At 36.6% G+C, this 14,948-nt stretch carries 11 protein-coding genes and 1 riboswitch; of the genes, 5 read left to right on the top strand and 6 right to left on the bottom strand.

All coding sequences use genetic code 11. The features are described 5' to 3' along the window. Window positions 1-13: 13 nt before the first annotated feature. Window positions 14-562, top strand: coding sequence for an NAD(P)H-dependent oxidoreductase (locus RTP99_RS17465; protein WP_011040036.1), 549 nt, complete (start codon window positions 14-16; stop codon window positions 560-562). A gap of 72 nt (window positions 563-634) precedes the next feature. Here the strand turns inward: RTP99_RS17465 and RTP99_RS17460 are convergent, their stop codons facing one another. Further along, window positions 635-2,374: an SgrR family transcriptional regulator gene (locus RTP99_RS17460; protein WP_000699847.1), complete on the bottom strand. Its 1,740-nt coding sequence runs from the start codon at window positions 2,372-2,374 to the stop codon at window positions 635-637. 105 nt (window positions 2,375-2,479) lie between these two features. On the opposite strand from RTP99_RS17460, the gene RTP99_RS17455 reads away from it, so the two are divergent. Continuing rightward, window positions 2,480-3,736, top strand: coding sequence for an MDR family MFS transporter (locus RTP99_RS17455; RefSeq protein WP_000508216.1), 1,257 nt, complete (start codon window positions 2,480-2,482; stop codon window positions 3,734-3,736). Window positions 3,737-3,780: 44 nt separating this feature from the next. Here RTP99_RS17455 and RTP99_RS17450 read toward each other — a convergent pair whose 3' ends face one another. From RTP99_RS17450 to RTP99_RS17435, 4 genes are all read right to left on the bottom strand, one after another. After that, window positions 3,781-3,984 carry a hypothetical protein gene (locus RTP99_RS17450; protein ID WP_001063872.1) on the bottom strand — a complete coding sequence of 68 codons (204 nt, stop codon included), beginning with the start codon at window positions 3,982-3,984 and terminating at the stop codon, window positions 3,781-3,783. 239 nt (window positions 3,985-4,223) lie between these two features. After that, on the bottom strand, window positions 4,224-4,739 hold the full coding sequence (locus RTP99_RS17445) for a type 1 glutamine amidotransferase domain-containing protein (protein WP_000037556.1): 516 nt from the start codon (window positions 4,737-4,739) through the stop codon (window positions 4,224-4,226). Between the two features lie 267 nt (window positions 4,740-5,006). Further along, complete coding sequence (locus RTP99_RS17440; protein ID WP_000021411.1) at window positions 5,007-6,206, bottom strand: ABC transporter permease; 1,200 nt, start codon at window positions 6,204-6,206, stop codon at window positions 5,007-5,009. Between the two features lie 60 nt (window positions 6,207-6,266). Then, complete coding sequence (locus RTP99_RS17435) at window positions 6,267-7,691, bottom strand: amino acid permease (protein WP_001186313.1); 1,425 nt, start codon at window positions 7,689-7,691, stop codon at window positions 6,267-6,269. Between the two features lie 147 nt (window positions 7,692-7,838). Next, window positions 7,839-8,021: riboswitch (Lysine riboswitch) on the bottom strand. A gap of 200 nt (window positions 8,022-8,221) precedes the next feature. Here RTP99_RS17435 and racE point away from each other — a divergent pair. Then, window positions 8,222-9,049 carry a glutamate racemase gene (racE, locus tag RTP99_RS17430; RefSeq protein WP_000109660.1) on the top strand — a complete coding sequence of 276 codons (828 nt, stop codon included), beginning with the start codon at window positions 8,222-8,224 and terminating at the stop codon, window positions 9,047-9,049. Window positions 9,050-9,100: 51 nt separating this feature from the next. Here the strand turns inward: racE and gapN are convergent, their stop codons facing one another. Beyond that, complete coding sequence (gapN, locus tag RTP99_RS17425; protein WP_312366653.1) at window positions 9,101-10,540, bottom strand: NADP-dependent glyceraldehyde-3-phosphate dehydrogenase; 1,440 nt, start codon at window positions 10,538-10,540, stop codon at window positions 9,101-9,103. Window positions 10,541-11,130: 590 nt separating this feature from the next. Between gapN and RTP99_RS17420 the strand changes: the two genes are divergently transcribed. After that, complete coding sequence (locus RTP99_RS17420) at window positions 11,131-12,891, top strand: ABC transporter ATP-binding protein (RefSeq protein ID WP_000493206.1); 1,761 nt, start codon at window positions 11,131-11,133, stop codon at window positions 12,889-12,891. Then, window positions 12,888-14,888, top strand: coding sequence for an ABC transporter ATP-binding protein (locus RTP99_RS17415; protein ID WP_000116626.1), 2,001 nt, complete (start codon window positions 12,888-12,890; stop codon window positions 14,886-14,888). The genes RTP99_RS17420 and RTP99_RS17415 overlap by 4 nt, the downstream gene beginning before the upstream one ends. Window positions 14,889-14,948: the final 60 nt, after the last annotated feature.

Genomic DNA, 14,948 nt, shown 5'->3' with positions numbered 1-14,948 from the left:
GGAGAGAAAAGTGATGAAAAATATATTTATTATAAATGGACATGAAAAATACGGTACGAAAGAAGGACGATTAAATAAAACGTTAGTTGATTATATGGTAACGGTATTAAGTGAGAAGCATCATGTGAAAACAACAACGATTCAAGATGGCTATAGTATTAAAGAAGAACAAGAGAAGTTTTTATGGGCTGATGTGGTGATTTATCAAACGCCAATTTATTGGTTTAGTGTACCGGGCTTATTTAAAACGTATATGGATGAAGTGTATGAATACGGTTTGTTCTTTAAAGGTGCAGATGAATATGGAACAGGTGGTTTATTAACAGAGAAAGAGTATATGTTCTCTACAACTTGGAATGCACCTGAAAATTCTTTTGGAGATAAGACGAAGTTCTTTGAAGGGGAAAGTCTAGAATCAACGCTTAGTCATTTACACCGCGTGCAGAAGTTTCTTGGTATGAGCCCGTTAAAGAGCTTTGCTTGTTATGATGTGGTGAAGAATCCGGATATTGAGCAGTATTTATTGAACTTGAAAGATCATTTAGATGGAGTAATTAAATAATAGTTTATACTTGTATGTGAAGAAGGTACTACTAAGGATGTAGTACCTTCTCCTTTTATAAAAACTCATACTTTAATACGTAGATGGCTGTATCCATAACTTCGCAAAATTTGCCCAGCCGAATGAATCAATTGTTACATTTTTTAAAGCAGAAGGATATGTTTTTCTTTTTAAAACGTGATAGTTAAATAAAATGATTTGTTCTGTTTGTAAAAATTCTTCGATCTCATACATGAGCTCATAGCGCTTCTCTTTATTTTCTTCTAATAAAAAGGTATCAAGTAAGCAGTTAATTTGTTTTTCATAGTGCGGGTCCATGAACCGATTTACGAAGCAACTTTTATTTTTAAATACATTTAAGAATGCAAGTTCATGATCGGCAGCAAATACTTCTCCCATGAAAATAATATCGGCATGTTGATCGATAGAACGGTTCATATAATCTGAAACGAGAAAGGGGTGAAGCTCTACTTGTATACCTAAACTTTCACATCGTTCTTTTAGGAAATATGCATCATTTGCACTATCTTTAAATGCGAAGAAATAAATGTGTATCGTTTCTCCATTATAGGTGCTCTTCTTTAAATACTCTTTCGCTTTTTTTAAAGAGTAGGACCTTGTAGGACTTTTGCGGCTTCTTTCAGGGAAAAAGCTTGATGCAGCAATTGTCCGTCTTCCTTCTATGCTACGAAGTATCGTTTCAACGTCATATAGTTCTCTCCAAGCCTTTCGAAAGTAAATGTCGTGATGAGGACCAGATTTTGTAAAGTTGAAGCTAGCATAAATACAACCTATTTCTTCTATTTGTATATTATGCCTTTCATTTTTCTCTTCATTTGGTAGTTCATAATCAGCATCGATTTGTACATGATCAGGAATACCCCAAAATTCAATACGGTCTAATAAAGCGCGCTCTTTAAAATAATGAGTGAACGCTTCGAGCACGATATTATCTTCAGAGTAATGAGCAAGTTTGAAAGGTCCAGTACCTATGTAATGATGAGTTTGGATACTCACATCACGCGGTAAAATTGCTAGTTGTATGGAACTTACATAGTGTAAGAAAAATAAATTTGGTTTTGCTAAATGAAATCGAATTTGCAGTGGTGATGGCGTTTCAATTTGAACAATTTCTTCTGTTAACCATTCAAAAGGAGAGTGAACTTCTTTTAGTCTTTCAAATGAAAATTGTACATCTTTAGAAGTTAAAACTGTTTCGTTATGAAAATGAATGTCCTTTCGTAAATAAAAAGTCCACGTCAGCCCGTCTTCACTTAATTCCCACGTATGCGCAATGTGTGGTTCCATTTTTTCCGTAACATCGTTATAAACGACTAACGTGTCAAAAATTTGACCCGTAAGATGGCTCTCTGTAGTTACAGCTACAAAAGCCGGATCTAATGGGAATAGCTTTCTCGATATAGGGATCTTTAATATGTCGTACATATCATTTGAAGGTTCGTATCCAAAATGATGATGTAGTTTATTTTCTATCTTTTTTTGAAGTGCAAGGGGTAGGGGTTCTTTTAAAAGAAGAAAGATATCTTTTAATTTTTCTTGCGCTAACAGTTCATCTGTATAGGACTCAATCGCTTCTACGAAATTATGTATAAATAGAATTTCCGTTTTATTCCCGCGGCCTCGCCCTGGAGTCCAGTGAATTAATTGCTCCTCGCTCATTTTCTTTAATAAAATCTTTACGTTTTTCGTACTGCAATATAAAACATCCGCTAATTCTTGTAAGCTATTTCGCATATGTTGTTGATCTTGTGCATGTAGTCTTAGTCTAATGTAATAGTCCATAATTTTCATATATACACTTCCTTCTATTATAAAAGGGGAAACTCTTTAGAATATTCTAACCTTTTTCTTCCTTTTTTTCAAAGTAAAATAAGTAAGCATAAGGAGGGGGAAACAATGGGATTTTGGAGTATGCATCGAAATATAAAAATTAGAATTATAACTTCGTTTTTAACACGTACTGTGTCCACGATGATTTTTCCATTTATGGCGATTTATTTTTCAATAAAGTTAGGTAGTGCGATTGCTGGTGCTTTACTACTCATTAATGTCATAGCTTCATTAGTAATTGGTTTATACGGTGGATATGTTGGAGACCGGCTTGGGCGTAAAAAGGTGATGATTATCGGTCAAAGTATACAAGTCATTTCCATTGCTTGTATGGGAGTTGCGAATTCGGATTATGTAGATTCACCGTGGTTAACATTTGTATTTATGCTAGTGAATAGTTTAGGATCTGGACTTATGAATCCTGCGACAGAGGCGATGTTAATTGATGTGAGTACACCTGAAAATCGAAAAGTGATGTACAGTATTAATTATTGGGCTATTAATTTATCCATTGCGATTGGAGCGATATTTGGAGGGCTACTATTTGAAAACTATAGATTACAATTGTTTATCGTATTAACAGTAGTTGCAATTATTACTTTATATGTGATGGCTGTATATATGGAAGAGGTGTATGTAGCTAGAAAAACAGTAGAAAAGAAAAATGTATTAAAAGATATGGCAGATAGTTATAAAGTCGTAATGAAAGATAGAGCGTTTTTAATTTTTTGTGCAGCAAGTATATGTACGTTATCTTTAGAGTTTCAGATTAATAATTATTTAGGAGTACGTTTGCAGAAGGAATTTGAAACGGTGCACTTTTTATTCGGGAATGGTGTTACGTTTGATTTAACAGGTATTCGCATGCTGAGCTGGATTTCTGCAGAGAACACCATTTTAGTTGTGTTATGTTCAGCACTTCTTATTAAAATGCTGAAAAGCTTCAACGATTTGAAAATCTTATATGTAGGTTTATTCATTTATACGATTGGCTTTACAATACTTGGAACGAGCAATAGCTTATGGATTTTATTAATTGCAGGGCTTTTCCAAACTGTGGGAGAGATGATGTATGTGCCAGTACGTCAATCTATTATGGCAGATATGGTGCCAAATGAGGCGAGAGGTTCATATATGGCGATTAACGGAATGGTCTTTCAAATGGCAAAAATGAACGGGGCATTAGGTGTTATGCTAGGTTCATTTCTTGCATCTTGGGGCATGAGTGCTCTGTACTTTATCGTTGGTATGAGCAGTATTTTATTATTTATGAAAGCGATTGGGAGAGAGAAGTATGAGGAGGAGGTTTCTCAAATTGGATAAAACGATATGAAAAGCGATGCTAGAAATCGCTTTTCATATGGCTTTTAAAACGGATCAACTTCAGCTAAATCAGGATTGCTATTTGGATTTGTTAATAAGACTTTCAGCTCACCTACTTCAGAGAGCGCAACGAGGATATAACCACTAATAAGGACGACGAGTCCGATGACCCTTAATGTTTGCAGTGTAATGTCACGGCTATTGTTTTCGGAATTGTCTTGGGGCGTTGAAGGTGGATTGTTATTCATGATTAAGGCTCCCATCTTTTTTTATTTATATATGTGTAAAATTATTATTTAACTTATGGATAGGAATCGTATAGTCATTTTCACTATATGAGAAATGCCTATGAAAAGTGATTAGAAATTTGGGGACGAAGAAGGGGGGAATCCATAGGTCATTAAAAATGACATTCCTTTTTATTTTTCATACAAATAAAAAGGTTAACCAAAGTAGCTAAACAGCTATTTTGGCTAACCTATAATAACTATCCTAGTATACGCAATGATTCTTCAATAAACGCTGGGATATCTTCAGGTTGTCTACTTGTTACTAGCTGATTTTGGCATACGACAACCTCTTTGTCATGAAAATTTCCGCCGGCATTTTTCAAGTCGACCTCAATGGATTTATATCCAGTCACATCGCGTCCTTCAAGTGTTTGTGCAGTGATGAGTAATTGAGGTCCGTGACAAATAGCAAAAACAGGTTTTTTCGTATCCATAAATGATTTGCTAAAGCGAACGAAACGTTCATCTGCACGAAGTATATCTGGGGAAAATCCGCCTGGTATGAAGAGGGCATCAAAGTTCTCTGGAGAAACATCATCGATACCTTTATCAATTACAACTTCACTTTTTCCTTGTTTACCGTGTACCGTTTTACCTTTTTTTGCTTCAATAGTTGTTAATTCATATCCCTTTTGTTTAAAAGCTTCTGCTGGCTCTGTGTATTCTGTGTCCTCGAAATAATCTGTTATTAAAGTAGCAATTTTTTTACTCATTCTAATCCGCTCCTTATATTATATTATCGGTTCCAGAATCGTCTTTGAGCAATGCGTCGTATTGTCTATTTATTTAATCCCCCCAGTTCATTTCCCTTGTTAATTTAATACATACCCTCTTTATTAGGACGTAAACATGTATTATCATTTTTTTATGTGAAAATCATAAAAATATCGATTGTGCCGGTGATTCTTGTTTGAGAAGGAAAAATAAAAAGCTAAGGAGAGAATTTATTCTCTCCTTAGCTTTTAAGATAATTCTTTTCGTTAAAACGAGGGAACGCGTTGCTTCGTTTTTGGTACAATAATAAATTTGATCCAAAGTAACCCGATAATCATAATGATAAGGCTATGTAAAAATTGACCTGTAGCAATGAGTATAACAATTGAAAATACAATGAGTTGAATACTTAGCAATATAAAGATTAAGTGAAGAAATTGATTCATTCGTTTCTCAGTATGAATTGGATATAATGCTGCAATAATATTTCCCGAAAAATATTTCCATAGGGAACGAAGCTGCATAGAAATCATATATAGGACGATATATGCGATAGCGCCTTTTACGTAAATGTTTGGTATAAAATATAAGGCGAAGGCACCGATCAATCCTAAACGAATATATATACCGAAATAATCATTCCCGCGTAAAAAAGCTAGTGTATGTAAATAGAAGAAAGTTGCTCGTTTTTTATGTAATAAAGGTTCAATCCAAGTTGTAAGCCATTTTCTTTTATTTACTTGCTTATTTAGTTGCGGAACATCGGTGAAGATGCTAGCAAATTGATAAAAACGAACGTTCATTTTTTCTTCTTGTTCAATTATGTAATCCCACGGTATTCGTTTTGTAGGCTGCTTTTTCGTATATAGAAGCAGGAAAGCAAGCAGTAAAAGTAATCCGCCTAATATGAGAATGTTTGCTGAGTAAAACAGCATGTAAATGATGAGTGCGTTACAAGTAATACGAATAATGAACCATATGCCGTTTTCATGACTATCACGCCACATCCAATGTATGTACATGTTCCAAGCTTTCGTAATCATTAAAACGATAAAGATTGTACATAAGAAAGGTACAGTTACTTGCAATGATTGTAGCGCAAGTGGAACGAGAATAAGGAACGTAAATAATAATGGGAAAAGCTGAATGATATAATTGTATAGAAGAGATTTTTTGAAATAAGATGTTAATTTCTCTTCTAGTGCTAGTAAATAGACAGCATCAGGTTTTTGAATAAATGTACGGATCGGGCATCTCGTTATAATGAATGTAAGTACAATCGTGATGAGTAGTAAAGATATTCCTTTAGAAGGAGATGCTTTTAGAAACTGAGCATAGTAGTATGCACCAACGCATGAAATAAAGATAAAGCTATATAGTAAACCGTTAATCATACGTGCAAAGTATGTAATGATATTTTGCATATGTTGTTGGAAGCGGCTGCTCCATAGTGATTCAATTGACATGTTTTTCACCTCTTTGTTCTATTATATATGTTTTACAAAAGAAAAAACGAGCAAATTGCGTTATGCAACTTGCCCGTTTTTCTTTTCGTTATTTTTTTTCTGATCACGATTCATTAATGGATAGAAAGCAAAGCCGATTACGAATAAACCAATTCCGAGAAGGAATGTTTTTATATCGGCTGCTCCTGTTTTAATAACCCATAGTGCGTAGCAAAGTGCAATCACTGCGACTATGCCATCTGTAATTCTTGCCCGCATTTCATTTTTATACGTTTCACCAGTTGCGACTAGTTTTAACTGGAAGATTGGTGAAACGAGATATGGAATGAGGTAGGCCAGTGTTGATACGGTAATAACGAATGTATAAGCTTCCGCAATTGTTCCTGATAATGTTGAGAATAAGAACACTTGCGACATAATGTTTGTTAATCGTAATGAATAAATTGGACTTCCTTTTTTGTTTGTTTTTGTGAAGAAGGAAGGGAAGAAACCTTCTTTTGCTGCTTGATACGGTACTTCTGAGCTTAATAAAATCCAGCCTAAGATGGAACCGAATAGGGAAGTAAGAGCAAGTAATGCCATCAATTTCCCGCCGCCATGACCCATTGCAGCATTTAGTGCGTCTGCTAATGGACGTTCAGAAGTTTGTAATTTATCAATGTGAAGTACACCCATTGTTAAAATTGTAATTCCTAAGTAAATCGCAACTGTAATAAGTAATCCCGCAACTGTTGCGCGTTTTACCGTTTTTGGAGAAACGGCACGGTTTGATAAAAGAACCGCTGATTCAATTCCGATAAATGCCCAAAGCGTCGTAAGAGCAGCTAAGTTTACTTGTGAAAGAAGGCCATGTGATACACCTGATTTATCGATCATCGGTGTGTACCATTGTCCAAACTTAGAAGCTTCGAATGCAAATAACGTAACGACGATGAATAATAGGAATCCAGTTACTTTCGTTGTTGTTGCTAAGAAGTTTAGCTTTCCAGCTCCGCTTACACCGTTTGTTAATATAATATGAGTTCCCCAAAGTAAGATGGAACAAATCGTAAATGTAATTAGTTTTCCGACTTCTACATTAAAAGAACCGATTGAAAATAGTAGTCGTGTATCTTTCATAATCGGGAAGAAGAGAGATAAATATCCCGCAAATGATGTAATGATGGCAACGTTACTTGCCCAGTTTGCAACCCAATATCCCCATACCATACTGAAACCAGCCATTTTTTTCTTTTTTGGTGTTGAGAATAAAGCATATGCATGACTTTGTGGTCCTGTCGTTAAATCAGGACGACGAATTGCTAAATTACCGAAAACAAGAGCTAGCATTAAAACACCAAACCCTGTTGTTAACCAAGCTAAAGTGACACCGAGAGGGCTTGCTGTTTGTGCCAACGTACTTGGCACCATGAAAATACCAGCGCCAACCATGTTACCGACAACGAAAGCTGTTAGTACCCAAAAGCCCCATTTTTTTTGTTGCATAGAAAATACCTCCAAAGTTAGTATAACCAAGTCAAGCGAGGAGATATGTATGTCTTCCTGAGTCAGGAAGAGAAGTCCCAAACAAAACAAAAAAAGCACGTAATTTGCCGTTACATGCTTTCTATCTTATAAGAAACCCACGACATACCTCTCGATAGCTCTCCACAAACGAAACGTTTGTGACAGTTCTGCACTTATTCAATGCAGACCCAGCAAGCGTGCATGGTGGACACGGGCTTACTTCGGCAATCATTCCTTTCTCATTCGTTCATCAATGCCACTACATCTCCTGAAATGATACTCTTAATGACTGCAACCTCTACCTCACCGAGATACGAATGAGGATTTAAATATTAATTTAACGTATTTAAGAGTAACAAATGAATTTTTATACGTCAATGGATATAGTAATAATCAGATTATAGAGAAGAGTTTGTTATTAAAAGTAAGAGGGATTATTATGCAATATTGAATTTTCATAATATAATAAATGTTATTGGCGCTAGATGATTGAAAAGGGGATGAAGTATATGTCTGTATGTCATAAACATTCAGTAATAGGTGTGTTAGATTCGGGAGTTGGGGGATTAACAGTTGCGAGCGAAATTATAAGACAATTGCCTAAAGAGAGCATTTATTATATTGGTGATAATGAGCGTTGTCCGTATGGGCCAAGAAGTGTAGAAGAGGTACAATCTTTCGTATTTGAAATGGTTGAGTTCCTCAAACAGTTTCCGTTAAAAGCTCTAGTTGTAGCATGTAATACTGCTGCAGCTGCTGCATTGACTGCGCTACAAAAAGCACTTTCTATTCCAGTTATTGGCGTTATACATCCAGGAGCAAGAGCGGCAATTAAAGTGACGAAGAAAGGGAAAATCGGGGTAATTGGAACTGTAGGTACGATAAAATCTAATATGTACGAAAAAGCATTGCATGAGCTTGATACATATTTGAAAGTGCATAGTCATGCGTGCCCGACTTTAGCTACAGTTGTAGAAAATCAATTAGAAGATACAGCATATGTAACCGAGCAAGTGAAACAAGCTTTACTGCCATTAACGAAAGAAGATATAGATACGCTAATTCTCGGATGTACGCATTATCCACTTTTAGAGTCCTATATTAAAAAGGAACTAGGAGAGAATGTAACGATTATTAGTTCTGCAGAAGAAACAGCAATAGAGTTAAGCACAATTTTGCAGCACAAAGGAATTCTGTCTGACAATTTGAATCCGGTGCATCGATTTTTTACAACAGGCTCTGTTTCATCATTTGAACATATTGCGGAGAGATGGCTAGGATATCAAATTTCTGTAAAATGTGTGAATTTACCTATGGAAAAACAACTCGTGAACTAAACTATATAAAAAGAAGCTGATCTAATTTAAGATCAGCTTCTACATATAAGATTAAACTAAGTTTAATACAGTTACTTTTTCACGTGTCATAGACTCAAGGCTCTTACGAATACCTTGTGCGCCCATACCTGAACCTTTTACACCGATGAATGGGAAGTGGTCAGGGCCGCGCTCTGTGCGTCCATTAATTTGAACAGAACCAGTTTCGATTTTGTTAGCAATTGCAAATGCTTTGTTAATGTCTTTAGTGAAGACACTTGCTTGCAGACCGAACTCTGATTTGTTAGCAATTTCAATTGCTTGCTCATCTGAAGAAACACGGATGATTGGAAGGATTGGGCCGAATGGCTCTTCCCAAGCAACTGTCATGTCTTCTGTTACATGGTCAATTAATGTTGGGTAAATTAAGTTACGCTCACGTTTGTTACCGATAACGATCGTTGCCCCCTTTTCTACAGCATCGTCAACTAAACCTTGAACGAAATCAGCAGATTTGTCGTCGATTAATGGAACGATTGTGCTGTCTTGTTCTGGAGATCCAACTGATAGTTTAGCTACTTGCTCTTGTAATAAGCCAACAAGCTCGTCCGCTACGTTTTCGTGTACAAGTACACGCTTAATAGCTGTACAACGTTGACCAGAGTAAGAAAATGCACCGCTTACGATATGGTTTGCAGCATCTTGTAAGTCAGCATCTTCACGAACGATACCAGGGTCTTTACCACCAAGTTCTAATACAAGTGGAATCATTGCAGCTTTTTTCGCTAAATGTTTACCTGTGTTTGTACCACCTGTGAACGATACCATATCGATGCCTTCGTGTTCTACTAAGTAGTCACCAATTACAGAACCGCGTCCTGTCGCTACGTTCACAAGACCTTTTGGAAGGCCAGCTTTATGAAGTGCTTCCACCATTTTAATACCGCTAATTGCACCTTGAGTTGCTGGTTTGAAAATAACAGCGTTACCCATAATTAATGCTGGCGCGAGTTTTGCAGCAGATAAGTTTACTGGGTAGTTAAACGGCGCGATTGCTAATACAACACCAAGTGGTGCGCGTTGGATAATCGCAAGTTTAGATTTTGTACCGCCCGGGAAGCTATCGCCCATCATGCTTTCTCCGTGCATATGTAAAGCTTCTTCGATTGTGTAACGAATGAAGTCAGCTGTACGAACAACTTCTTTCTTCGCATCTTTATATCCTTTACCGACTTCTTTCATAATGATATCGGCAATTTCATCTTGCATATTTACGAGCTCATCAGCCCATTTATATAAATATTTTGCGCGATCTTGCAGAGAAGCTTCCGCCCATGATTTTTGAGCTTCTTTTGCAGATGCAATTGCTTCATCTACTTCTCCGCGAGTAATTGCTTGTACTTGTCCAATTACTTCGTGTAAGTATGGAGATGGAATTTCGATTGTTTCTCCTGAAGAGCTTTCTCTCCATTCTCCGTTTAAATAAAATTTGTACGTATTGCTAGTTGTCATGATTAGTCCTCCTAAAATAGCAACTTGTAAGAGTGAGTATAAGGTGATTGTAGGGGGTTTGATAACATTTTTCAAATGAAATGTTTGTGAAAACGATTTCTTATTTCTTTTTTATTTTGTATGCCCTTTCTTGCAGAATATTCCCTTATTTCAAAATGATGTAGCGTATATTTTCGTTCGGTCTGTAAAAAAATAATTGACAGAATACTCAATAAAGTTGTAAGATTATAAATGGAAAATAAATGAAGGGGGTGTGCGTAATGATTGTAATCGTAAATGTAATGGGCTTAGCTCTATTAAATGGCAGAAAACATTCATATCATTACGCAACCCGTACGGATATATAGGGCATCTTTGTCTTATAAAAAGCGTACGTTGCGTATATCGTAACGTACGCTTTTTATGCATTGTTGTGCATATCGTCAAGCGGCGGTATGCTTTTTTTTGTTTATTTTCCATGTTACTAAATAAAATTTTGGAAGGTGGAAAAATGTGATGAGATTGTATGGGTTACGAAATGTAAATGTGATGGGTCTGGATAGTGGATAAAGAAACGAGAGGTAAACGAGAATGAGAAGGGAGAGGTTATATTGTTTTCAGTATTACTAAAGTTAAGATGGTTTTTTAAAGAACATTGGAAGAGATATAGTATCGCCATTGGTGCACTTTTAATTGTAAATATAGTTGAAGTTATTCCTCCGAAAGTACTCGGGGTTACGATTGATAATATAAAAACAGGAACGTTATCAAACGAAGCTATTATACAGTCTATTCTTATTTTAATAGGGGTCACGATTGTTGGATATGGTCTCACTTTCGTTTGGCAACATCAATTGTTTGGCGGTGCATTCGTACTTGAGAAAACGATGCGCTCTAAATTCATGGGGCATTTACTTAAAATGACGCCGACTTTTTACCAAAAAAATCGTACTGGCGATTTAATGGCGAGAGCGACAAATGATTTAAAAGCAATCGCTATGACAGCTGGTTTCGGTATATTAACGCTCGTAGATTCGAGTTTATATATGCTTACAATTGTCTTTATGATGGGATTTACAATTAGTTGGGAGCTTACATTTGCGGCACTTATACCGCTTCCGATTATGGCGTATGCGATGAATATATATGGAAAGAAATTGCATGAAAGATTTACAGTTGCGCAAGATGCGTTCGGTGATATGAACGATAAAGTACTTGAGTCAATAGCTGGTGTGCGCGTGATTCGTGCATACGTACAAGAAAATGCAGATCAAGAAAGATTTCATCATTTAGGAGATGACGTCTACGAAAAGAATATGAAGGTAGCAAGAATCGATGCACTATTCCAACCAACTGTGAAAATGCTTGTTGGTCTTAGTTATTTAATTGGTTTAGTGTACGGTGCATATCTTGTATTTCAATCAAAGGTGACGCTTGGGGAACTCGTTTCATTTAACGTGTATTTAGGGATGATGATTTGGCCGATGTTCGCAATTGGCGAATTAATCAATGTTATGCAAAGAGGAAATGCTTCATTAGACCGTGTAAATGAAACGTTAGCGTATGAACCAGATGTAAAGGATCCGAAACATCCAAAGGTTGTACAAGAGCCGGATTATATTCAGTTTGATGATGTTACCTTTTCATATCCTTCATCAACTGAAACAAATTTAAAGAAGGTTTCGTTTACATTAAAACAAGGAGAAACGCTTGGTGTTGTCGGGAAAACAGGAAGCGGAAAGACGACGCTTGTCCGTCAGCTTCTTCGTCAATATCCGCTTGGAGATGGGGATATTGCAGTCTCTGATGTGAGGTTAGATAAAATGACGAATGAAAATGTACTCGGCTGGATTGGATATGTACCGCAGGAACATATTTTGTTCTCAAAAACAGCGAGAGAAAATATTTTATTCGGAAATAGGGAAGCGACGGAAGAAGAACTCGAGAAAGCGATTGAAATCGCGGCGTTTAAAAAGGATTTAGAGTTTTTACCAGAAGGGTTAGAAACGCTCGTTGGAGAGAAAGGTGTTTCTTTATCAGGAGGACAAAAACAAAGGATCTCGATTGCGCGAGCTGTTATTCAAAATCCAGAAATTTTAATCTTGGACGATTCTTTATCAGCTGTTGATGCTCGTACGGAAGCTGCGATCATTGACAATATAAGAACAGAAAGAAGCGGAAAGACGACGATTATTACGACGCATCGTTTATCTGCCGTACAACATGCGGATTGGATTCTCGTTATGGATGACGGGCAAGTAATAGAAGAAGGTACGCATGATCAGCTTGTTAAGAGTGGAGGCTGGTATGCGGAGCAGTTTGAAAGACAACAAGGGGAAAAAGAAAGTGCGGATAGTGGGGTGAAAATATGAGCGTTTCAAAACGATTGTTTCAATATGCGATGAAGGTAAAAGGGACGATTTTTGCAGCGATGCTAATGTTATTTATTTTCGTCATCGCAGAGCTTGCGGGTCCTTTCGTCGCGAAAACGATGATTGACGATCATATCGTTGGAATAGAGAAGCCTTGGTATGAAACAGAAAAGAGTGAAGAGGCTGTTTCGTATAATGGCGCCTTTTATAAGCGAAGCGATCGCTTCCAGGAAGGTGAGAAAAAAGGAAAAGAAGTACGTGTGATGCAAGTCGGTTTTCAATATTACTTTGTACCGAATAAAGTAAATCTGGAAGGGTCACGGACTGTAAAAGGTGATATGATTACCGTTCAAAACGGTAAGGCGGTGCAAGTGTATAAAGCGAAAGCATTGACGAAAGAAGAAGTGTTTGCGTTTTATAAACCAGAAATAAACCGTCTATTATTACTTGGTGGTGGATACTTCGCTTTATTAGTAGTCGTATCCTTGTTTGCATACGGAAAGCAGTTTTTCTTACAGAAGGCGGCGAACAAAATTATTCAAATTATGAGGGAAGATGTCTTTTCTCATATTCAAACGTTGCCGATTCGTTATTTTGATCATTTACCAGCAGGGAAAATTGTATCGCGTGTAACGAATGATACGGAAGCCATTCGTGATTTATATGTAACGGTACTTGCGACATTCGTCTCTAGTATCATTTATATTATCGGGATATTTGCGGCTTTATTTTTACTCGATGTAAAATTAGCAACGATATGTTTACTTATTATCCCGATATTAATCGTTTGGGCAATTCTTTATAGAAAGTATGCGTCTGTATACAATCATAAAATGCGTTCACGTTTATCTGATATTAACGGAACAGTGAATGAATCCATTCAAGGGATGCCAATTATTCAAGCGTTCCGTCAAGAGCGCGAAACGAAAAAAGAGTTTGATGAATTAAATGGAGATTATTTTAAGTATCAAAATAAAATTTTGAATTTAAATGCAGCAACTTCGCATAACTTAGTAGGTGTATTAAGAAATATCGCTTTCACAGGTGTAATCTGGTATTTCGGTGGTGCTTCATTAAGTGCTTCAGGCATCATTTCTCTAGGGATACTGTATGCGTTCGTTGATTATTTAACACGATTGTTCTCACCGATTACAAATATGGTGAATCAGCTTGCTAACTTGGAACAATCGCGTGTTGCATCAGAGCGTGTTTTTGAATTGTTAGAGGAAAAAGGAGAAACAGTAGAAGAAGAACGTATGCCTCGCTTACAAGGAAATGTGAAGTTTGATAATGTGTCGTTTTCTTATAATGGAAAAGATGAAGTGTTAAAAAATATTTCTTTTGAAGCGAAACAAGGCGAGACAGTCGCGCTTGTCGGTCATACTGGATCAGGAAAAAGTTCCATTATGAATGTACTTTTTCAGTTTTACGAGTTTGAAAAAGGAAAGCTTACGATTGATGGTCATGATGTAAAAGAGATGCCGAAACAAGCAACTCGTGAACATATGGGAATTGTACTGCAAGATCCGTTTTTATTTAGCGGAACAGTAGCATCTAATGTAAGTTTAGAAAATGAAAACATTTCAAAAGAGCGCATTGTAAAAGCGTTGCGTGATGTTGGTGCGGAAAGATTTGCGAACAATATAAATGAAGAAATTACGGAGAAAGGAAGTACCCTTTCAACCGGAGAACGTCAGCTTATATCGTTTGCTAGAGCACTTGCATTTGATCCAGCCATTTTAATTTTAGATGAAGCGACGTCTAGTATTGATACAGAGACGGAAGCTATGATTCAACAAGCATTAGAAGTTGTGAAAAAAGGAAGAACGACATTTATTATCGCTCACCGACTTTCAACGATTAAAAGCGCAGATCAAATTATCGTGCTTGATAGAGGGACGATTTTAGAAAAAGGCTCTCATGATGAACTAATGAAAAAGCGCGGGCGTTATTACGATATGTACAAAACGCAAATGGAAGGGAACCAGAGCGCTTAATATGTATGGCGGAGAACTTGTGATTTTCACAAGTTCTTTTTTTAATGAATCAGGGCAGTT

It is taken from the genome of Bacillus sp. (in: firmicutes) (assembly GCF_031983925.1).
GTDB lineage: Bacteria > Bacillota > Bacilli > Bacillales > Bacillaceae_G > Bacillus_A > Bacillus_A pacificus.
The sequence above is the reverse complement of the archived record's forward strand: the minus strand, read 5'-3'. Positions and strand labels throughout refer to the sequence as shown.

Excerpts from the sequence above, each read along its gene's own strand:
- RTP99_RS17460 (WP_000699847.1), bottom strand. The coding sequence starts at position 2,374 with ATGAAAATTATGGACTATTACATTAGACTAAGACTACATGCACAAGAT.
- RTP99_RS17455 (WP_000508216.1), top strand. The coding sequence starts at position 2,480 with ATGGGATTTTGGAGTATGCATCGAAATATAAAAATTAGAATTATAACT.
- RTP99_RS17450 (WP_001063872.1), bottom strand. The coding sequence starts at position 3,984 with ATGAATAACAATCCACCTTCAACGCCCCAAGACAATTCCGAAAACAAT.
- RTP99_RS17445 (WP_000037556.1), bottom strand. The coding sequence starts at position 4,739 with ATGAGTAAAAAAATTGCTACTTTAATAACAGATTATTTCGAGGACACA.
- RTP99_RS17465 (WP_011040036.1), top strand. The coding sequence starts at position 14 with ATGAAAAATATATTTATTATAAATGGACATGAAAAATACGGTACGAAA.
- RTP99_RS17435 (WP_001186313.1), bottom strand. The coding sequence starts at position 7,691 with ATGCAACAAAAAAAATGGGGCTTTTGGGTACTAACAGCTTTCGTTGTC.
- gapN (WP_312366653.1), bottom strand. The coding sequence starts at position 10,540 with ATGACAACTAGCAATACGTACAAATTTTATTTAAACGGAGAATGGAGA.
- racE (WP_000109660.1), top strand. The coding sequence starts at position 8,222 with ATGTCTGTATGTCATAAACATTCAGTAATAGGTGTGTTAGATTCGGGA.
- RTP99_RS17415 (WP_000116626.1), top strand. The coding sequence starts at position 12,888 with ATGAGCGTTTCAAAACGATTGTTTCAATATGCGATGAAGGTAAAAGGG.
- RTP99_RS17440 (WP_000021411.1), bottom strand. The coding sequence starts at position 6,206 with ATGTCAATTGAATCACTATGGAGCAGCCGCTTCCAACAACATATGCAA.